The organism is Terriglobus sp. YAF25 (assembly GCF_052113305.1).
Lineage (GTDB): Bacteria > Acidobacteriota > Terriglobia > Terriglobales > Acidobacteriaceae > Terriglobus.
Window position 1 is genome coordinate 1 of sequence record NZ_JBFRCY010000431.1, and the last position, 6161, is coordinate 6161.

Annotated in this window: 6 protein-coding genes; all 6 read right to left on the reverse strand. The window is 60.2% G+C overall.

The annotated features are described in order from the left end of the window. Window positions 1-253 (reverse strand): permease (locus AB4043_RS17245; protein ID WP_442307615.1); only part of this gene is annotated, 253 nt, incomplete at its 3' end. A gap of 39 nt (window positions 254-292) precedes the next feature. Beyond that, window positions 293-649, reverse strand: a complete 357-nt coding sequence (locus AB4043_RS17250; protein ID WP_442299177.1) for a permease — start codon at window positions 647-649, stop codon at window positions 293-295. After that, window positions 621-1688: an S-methyl-5-thioribose-1-phosphate isomerase gene (gene mtnA / locus AB4043_RS17255; RefSeq protein ID WP_442299178.1), complete on the reverse strand. Its 1068-nt coding sequence runs from the start codon at window positions 1686-1688 to the stop codon at window positions 621-623. Before mtnA ends, AB4043_RS17250 begins: the two co-directional genes overlap by 29 nt. Before the next feature lie 196 nt (window positions 1689-1884). Further along, complete coding sequence (gene pyrE, locus AB4043_RS17260; RefSeq protein ID WP_442299179.1) at window positions 1885-2481, reverse strand: orotate phosphoribosyltransferase; 597 nt, start codon at window positions 2479-2481, stop codon at window positions 1885-1887. Next, window positions 2478-3083, reverse strand: coding sequence for a hypothetical protein (locus AB4043_RS17265; RefSeq protein WP_442307616.1), 606 nt, complete (start codon window positions 3081-3083; stop codon window positions 2478-2480). Before AB4043_RS17265 ends, pyrE begins: the two co-directional genes overlap by 4 nt. Next, window positions 3080-5899, reverse strand: a complete 2820-nt coding sequence (uvrA, locus tag AB4043_RS17270; protein WP_442307617.1) for an excinuclease ABC subunit UvrA — start codon at window positions 5897-5899, stop codon at window positions 3080-3082. The genes AB4043_RS17265 and uvrA overlap by 4 nt, the downstream gene beginning before the upstream one ends. Between the last annotated feature and the right edge of the window lie 262 nt (window positions 5900-6161).

Here is a 6161-nt window from a genome sequence, read left to right on the forward strand (position 1 = left end):
GGGTCATAACCATGAGATCGGCGTATATCAACAGAAGTACCCCCCCGTGATACCAGGACCATTTGCGGCGCATACAGCGAATGCACTCGATGGTTCCGAGGAAGGAGAGGAGCGTCGGCAGGATGAGCCACAACGTTGCCCGGTTATTTGGAAAGTCAGAAAGCCAAATGCCTACGGCAAACGAGCCAAAGACCAGTAGACCCCCACGTAACAGAGACTTCTGACGAAGGTCGAGCAAGCCCGGTACTGCCATCTCTCTATGGTACTTCTCTTGCGAGGCTGGTGCCTGCTGCTACCAAGCTGCGTGAGTCAACCAGTGAGCATAGGGATACAGAAGAAAGAGCAGCAACATCATCAGCACCATCAGATCGGTGTAGACGAGCAGCAGTACGCCACCGTGATACCAGTCCCAGCGGCGCTTCATACAGCGGAGTGTCTCGCATGTGCCCCAGCATGCGGTGAGCAATGGCACGACGATCCATGGCGAAGGATGGCTATTCGGAAAGCCGGAAAGAAGAAACCCTGCCGCAAAGCTCAGCATTGAAAGCAGAGAGCCTCGCAGCAGGGATTTCAGGCGCGGTTGAAACAGGGCGAACAGGGTGGCGTCGCCCTGGGTATAGCTAAACGGCCGGTACGGCAGACTCCGCATCAAGCATCTCCTTCATCGACACCTCGTAGGGTGCCTGAAGGACGCCGCGCTCGGTTATGATCGCCGTCACATACTTCGCGGGGGTGACATCGAAGGCGGGGTTCTCGATGCCCACGCCGTGCGGGGTCATCTGCTTGCCGTTCGAATGCGTGACCTCGACCGGGGAACGCTGCTCAATCGGGATCTGATCGCCGTGCTCTGTTGCCAGATCGATGGTCGACCAGGGAGCGGCGACGTAGAACGGGATACCGTGTTCCTTGGCCAGAACCGCGACGGAGTAGGTACCAACTTTGTTGGCGACGTCACCATTGGCAGCGATACGGTCTGCGCCCACGATCACAGCCTGAATGCGGCCCTGACGCATCAGGGTGCCGGCCATGTTGTCGCACAGGACTGTGGTGGGGATGTTGTCCTGCATCAGTTCCCAGGCGGTGAGGCGTGCGCCCTGGAGGTAGGGGCGGGTCTCATCGGCCAGGACGTCGATCTTGTGGCCACGTTCCACGGCGGCACGAATGACGCCCAGAGCAGTGCCGTAGCCGCAGGTGGCCAGAGCGCCTGCGTTGCAGTGCGTCAGTACGGTGCCTTCCTGCGGAAGCAGGGTCGCGCCGTGGGCGCCCATCTGCTTGCAGGCTTCGATGTCAGCGTCATACATGGCCTGAGCTTCAGTGATAAGAGCGGCCTTGATCTCGGGAATGGTGACACCCGGCTTCGCGAGGAGTTCCCTGTACTTCTCGTTCATGCGGTCGATGGCCCAGAAGAGGTTCACCGCGGTTGGACGGGTAGCCGCAAGCACCTTGCTCATCTCTTCGACTTCAGCGCTGAGCTGGCTGAGCGTGGTGGCGGAGCTGCGGTCGACACCAAGCGCGATGCCCATGGCGGCGGAGACACCAATAGCAGGAGCGCCGCGCACGATCATGTCACTGATGATGGTGGCAACGTCCTGGTAACTGGTCGCGGTGACGTAAATTTCGTCGAGCGGCAGCTTCGTCTGATCGATAAAGCGGACGCCTTCGGGTGTCCATTCGAGGGTGGGAATCATCGTCTATTAGTTTATCAATCGGGCGGATGTAGTGGGGAAGGACATTCGAGTGCAACTTGAACTGTAAGTTTGTTTGTCATTTCGTAGCGCAGCGGAGAAATCTGCTTCTCTATCGATACCTTCTCGGGAAGAACATCGCGCTTCGCCCGAACGTCCCACCCATCGCGTTGCGATGGATGGGGCACCCAATTCGTCGCTAAGTTTGGTTTGGGAGAGCGATATGCGCAGCCCTCACATCGTTCGCGGTAAAGGCGCTGATAAACGGTGCTCCGGCCGCTGCAGCCTCGATATTGGCTCGGCCACCCTGCTCGCGATCGACGAGGCAGAGGATACCGATGATGTCCATGCCTGCTGCCTTTACAGCTTCAATGGCCGTGATGGTGCTGCCGCCGGTGGTGCAGACGTCATCGACGATGACAACCTTAGCTCCGGGTTTGAGGAAGCCTTCAACCTGGCGTCCCGCACCGTGTCCTTTGGGCTGCTTGCGGACGAGGAAGCCGTTGAGCAGCGGTGTGTCCGGATGATCCTTGGCGTACCAGGCCGAGGCGCTGGCGGTGTTGGAGACGACCGGGTCCGCACCCATGGTCAGGCCGCCTACTGCTTCAGCCTGAGGGAAGTGTTGGCGGATCAGATCGTAGAGCACCAGGCCGGTCAAACGGCCGCCCTCGGCGTGCAGCGTAGTAATGCGGCAGTCGATGTAGTAATCCGACTTGGCGCCGGAGGAGAGCGTGAAATCGCCCAGGCGGAAGGAGAGGGTGGCGATCAGGTTCAGGAGGGCTTCGCGGTCGTTCATCTCAATGGAGATTGTAGAACCTGGGACGTGTTAGCGATGGCTACGCCAGGCAGGAAATAGCCTCGAAACATCATCTCTTCAAAGAACGGTGCGACAGTGGAGCCGAAGATCGTGATCAGCCATAGATCGGCGCGATCTTTGAAGAAGGCATTCATCGGCGCAGTGTCCGGTACAGAGACGAAGCGCTCAGCAATTCCCGCTGCGATGGATAGGCCTACTCCGCCCGTGAGCAGGAGCGGCCAGTAACGGCGTACCGCCGCGAAGTTCCACTGCAGCACATCGAAGTAGGGCCGCTTCCAGAAGTGAGGGTAAAGAAAGAAGCTCCAGACTAAGGTGCCGAGATAGCCGATCCCCATGGCATAAACGGACATGCGAGGCAGACTCGCGATTTTCTCGAAGCTATCCCTCTGTAGCTTGCCGTCGTGGCTTCCAATGACAGCTGACAGGACCAGAGTTGCGACTATCAGTAAGAGGAAAGCAGAAGCAGCAAAGGCGACGCCGTAGCCAAGATGTGGCTGGCGGACCACCGGAAGCCGCTCCTGCAGAGCTTCTTCCAGACGCCGGAAGTTCTCTTCCGCCCGGTCCTTGTCTATTTCGCTCACTTCCTGGCCYTCTTTCCGGGTTTCGCAGCCGGTGCGAAGTAGCGCATCAGGAATCCGGCCGTATGCGATCCTTTGACCTTTGCGACCTCAGATGGCGTGCCGGCAGCCACGACGGTGCCACCGCCTGTACCGCCTTCGGGTCCCATGTCGATGATCCAGTCGGCGTTGCGGATGACATCGAGGTTGTGCTCGATGATCAGGACGGTATTGCCAAGGTCAGCGAGGCGGTGCAGCACCTCCAGCAGCTTGCGGACATCGTCGAAGTGGAGGCCGGTCGTCGGCTCATCGAGCATATACATCGTACGTCCGGTCTGCCGTTTGGACAGTTCGCGGGCCAGCTTCATACGCTGTGCCTCGCCGCCCGAAAGCGTCGTTGCGGACTGGCCCAGATGGATGTAGCCAAGGCCAACGTCGACCAGCGTCTGCAGCTTGGTTTTGACGTTGGGAATGTCTTCCAGGATGGGCAGCGCGTCTTCAATCGCCAGCTCGAGAATGTAGGCGATGGAATAGCCCTTGAACTTCACCGCCAGTGTTTCCTGGTTGTAGCGGCGGCCGTTGCAGACCTCGCACTGCACATAGACGTCGGGCAGGAAATTCATCTCGATGCGCCGCTGCCCGTCGCCCTGGCACGCCTCGCACCGGCCGCCCTGCACGTTGAAGCTGAACCGGCCGGGCTTGTAGCCGCGCTCGCGCGACTCCGGCAACATAGCGAAGAGGTCGCGGATGGCGGTAAAGACACCTGTGTACGTCGCCGGATTGGACCGGGGAGATCGTCCGATAGGGGATTGGTCGATCTGGATGACCTTATCGAACTCGTCGAAACCCTTGATCGACTTGTATGGCTCGGGCTCTTCGCGGCTGCCGTAGAGCTTCTGCGCCAGGGCGCGGTAAAGCGTGTCGTTGATCAGGGTCGATTTGCCCGAGCCGGAGACGCCGGTCACCACCGTCATGATGCCGACCGGGACCTTCACGGTGACATCCTTCAGGTTGTGGCCCCGGGCGCCCTCCACGGCGACCCACTTGCCGGTCAGGGGGCGTGGCTCCGTGCGGGCGGAGATGGYGATCTGGTTCGATAGATACAGACCGGTCAGCGAATGCGGGTCTTCCATCATCTGCTGCGGAGTTCCCTGCAGTAAGAGATGTCCGCCGTTCTTGCCGGCGCCGGGGCCGATGTCGATGACGTAGTCGGCCTTGCGTATGGTGTCTTCGTCATGCTCGACGACCAGGACGGTATTGCCGATATCCCGCAGGCTTTCAAGTGCAGAGATCAGGCGCTGGTTGTCGCGCTGGTGCAGSCCGATSGASGGCTCGTCCAGTACGTAAAGCACACCGCGCAGGCGCGAGCCGATCTGGGTCGCTAAACGAATGCGCTGGCCCTCGCCGCCGGAGAGAGTCGCTGCAGAGCGATCCAGCGACAGATAGCTGAGGCCGACCGCGTTCAGGAACTCCAGGCGCTCGATGACCTCGCGCTGCAGACGGTCTGCGATGATGCGTTCGCGGCCAGTGAAGTTGAAGTTCCGCGCTGTATCGAGCGCCCCGTCGAGCGAGAGTGACGTGAACTCGGCGATGGATCGCCCATCAACCCGCACAGCCAGCGACTCTGGCCGCAGACGAGCACCCTTGCAGACGGGGYACATGCTCGCCGACATGTACTGCATCATGTACTCGCGATAGCCCTCAGACTTGGTTTCTTCGAGCGAATCGCGCAGGTAGGCCAGGATGCCGTGGAAGCCGGTGCGGCTGGTCTCGCCTTTCGGCGGGCCGTAGAGAAGCAGCTTCTGATGGGCGTCCGGCAACGATTCGAAGGGCTTCTTCAGGTCGATCTTGTATTTTTCGGCAGCCAGCTTGATCAGCTTCAGCAGGTACTGCGAGGCCGATCCTGGCCCCATGGCGCCGTCCAGAAGCGGTTTAGACCAGTCAGTGATGGTCTTAGCCGGGTCAAAATCGTAGATCGAGCCCAGGCCATGGCATTCGGGGCAGGCGCCGTAGGTGGAGTTGAAGCTGAAGCTGCGGGGTTCGAGCTTCGGAACGTTGATGCCGCACTCCGGGCAAGCCATAGAGGAGGAGTACAGCGTCTCGTTCATGCCTGCTATCCCGATCAAAACAAGACCGTTAGCCATCTGCAGGGCTTTCGCGACAGAGGCTTCCAGACGTCGGGTGTCGGGTTTGCCGTCGGGGCCGAGCTTCAGGATGACGCGGTCGACGATGGCCTCTACCGTGTGGTTTTTGCGCTTCTCCAGGCGCATGCCCTCGGTGATCTCAGTGATTTCACCGTCGATGCGGGCGCGGAAGCCCTGCTGGTCTAAGGCTTCCAATTCTTCGCGGAATTCGCCCTTGCGGCCGCGGACGATGGGGGCAAAGACGGTGATGCGCTCTCCCGGCGAAAGAGCGACGATGCGCTCGACGATCTGGTCGGCAGACTGCCGGCTGATCGGGCGGCCGCACTGCGGGCAGTGGGGCTGTCCGACTGAGGCGTAAAGCAGGCGCAGATAGTCGTAGATCTCGGTGATGGTGCCGACGGTGGAGCGGGGCGAGCGGGAAGTGGTCTTCTGCTCGATGGAGATAGCCGGGGACAGCCCCTCGATGGCGTCCACGTCCGGGCGCTCCATCTGGTCGAGGAACTGGCGGGCATAGGCCGAAAGAGTCTCAACGTAACGCCGTTGGCCTTCAGCGTAGATGGTGTCGAACGCTAGAGACGACTTTCCCGAACCCGAGAGCCCGGTTACGACCGTCAGGGTGTTGCGAGGAATGGAGACAGAGATGTTCTTCAGGTTGTGCTGACGAGCACCGCGGACCGTAATGTGAGTGATGCTCATAGGCGCCGATTCGCGGGCAGGCCGCAAAACTCTAGAGTACATCCTCCGGCGGCCTGACACGCCCTAGGTCAGGCAACCCAGATTGGGAATACTGCGTATCTGAAGCATCAACAGCAAGTGCAACGTCAGGCTTGCACTGTGGCGATGTGTTGAAATAATAGAGACGCTGAAAGCGCGATGTGCGCTCAGCGGGGAGTGGTCGTGGTGACATCAGTCATGATTCTGTGTGCGGTTCTGGCATCGCTGGCAGCAGGTGTTCTGC

Coding starts and splice junctions, on each gene's coding strand:
- AB4043_RS17250 (WP_442299177.1), bottom strand. CDS start 649: ATGCGGAGTCTGCCGTACCGGCCGTTTAGCTATACCCAGGGCGACGCC.
- mtnA (WP_442299178.1), bottom strand. CDS start 1,688: ATGATTCCCACCCTCGAATGGACACCCGAAGGCGTCCGCTTTATCGAT.
- pyrE (WP_442299179.1), bottom strand. CDS start 2,481: ATGAACGACCGCGAAGCCCTCCTGAACCTGATCGCCACCCTCTCCTTC.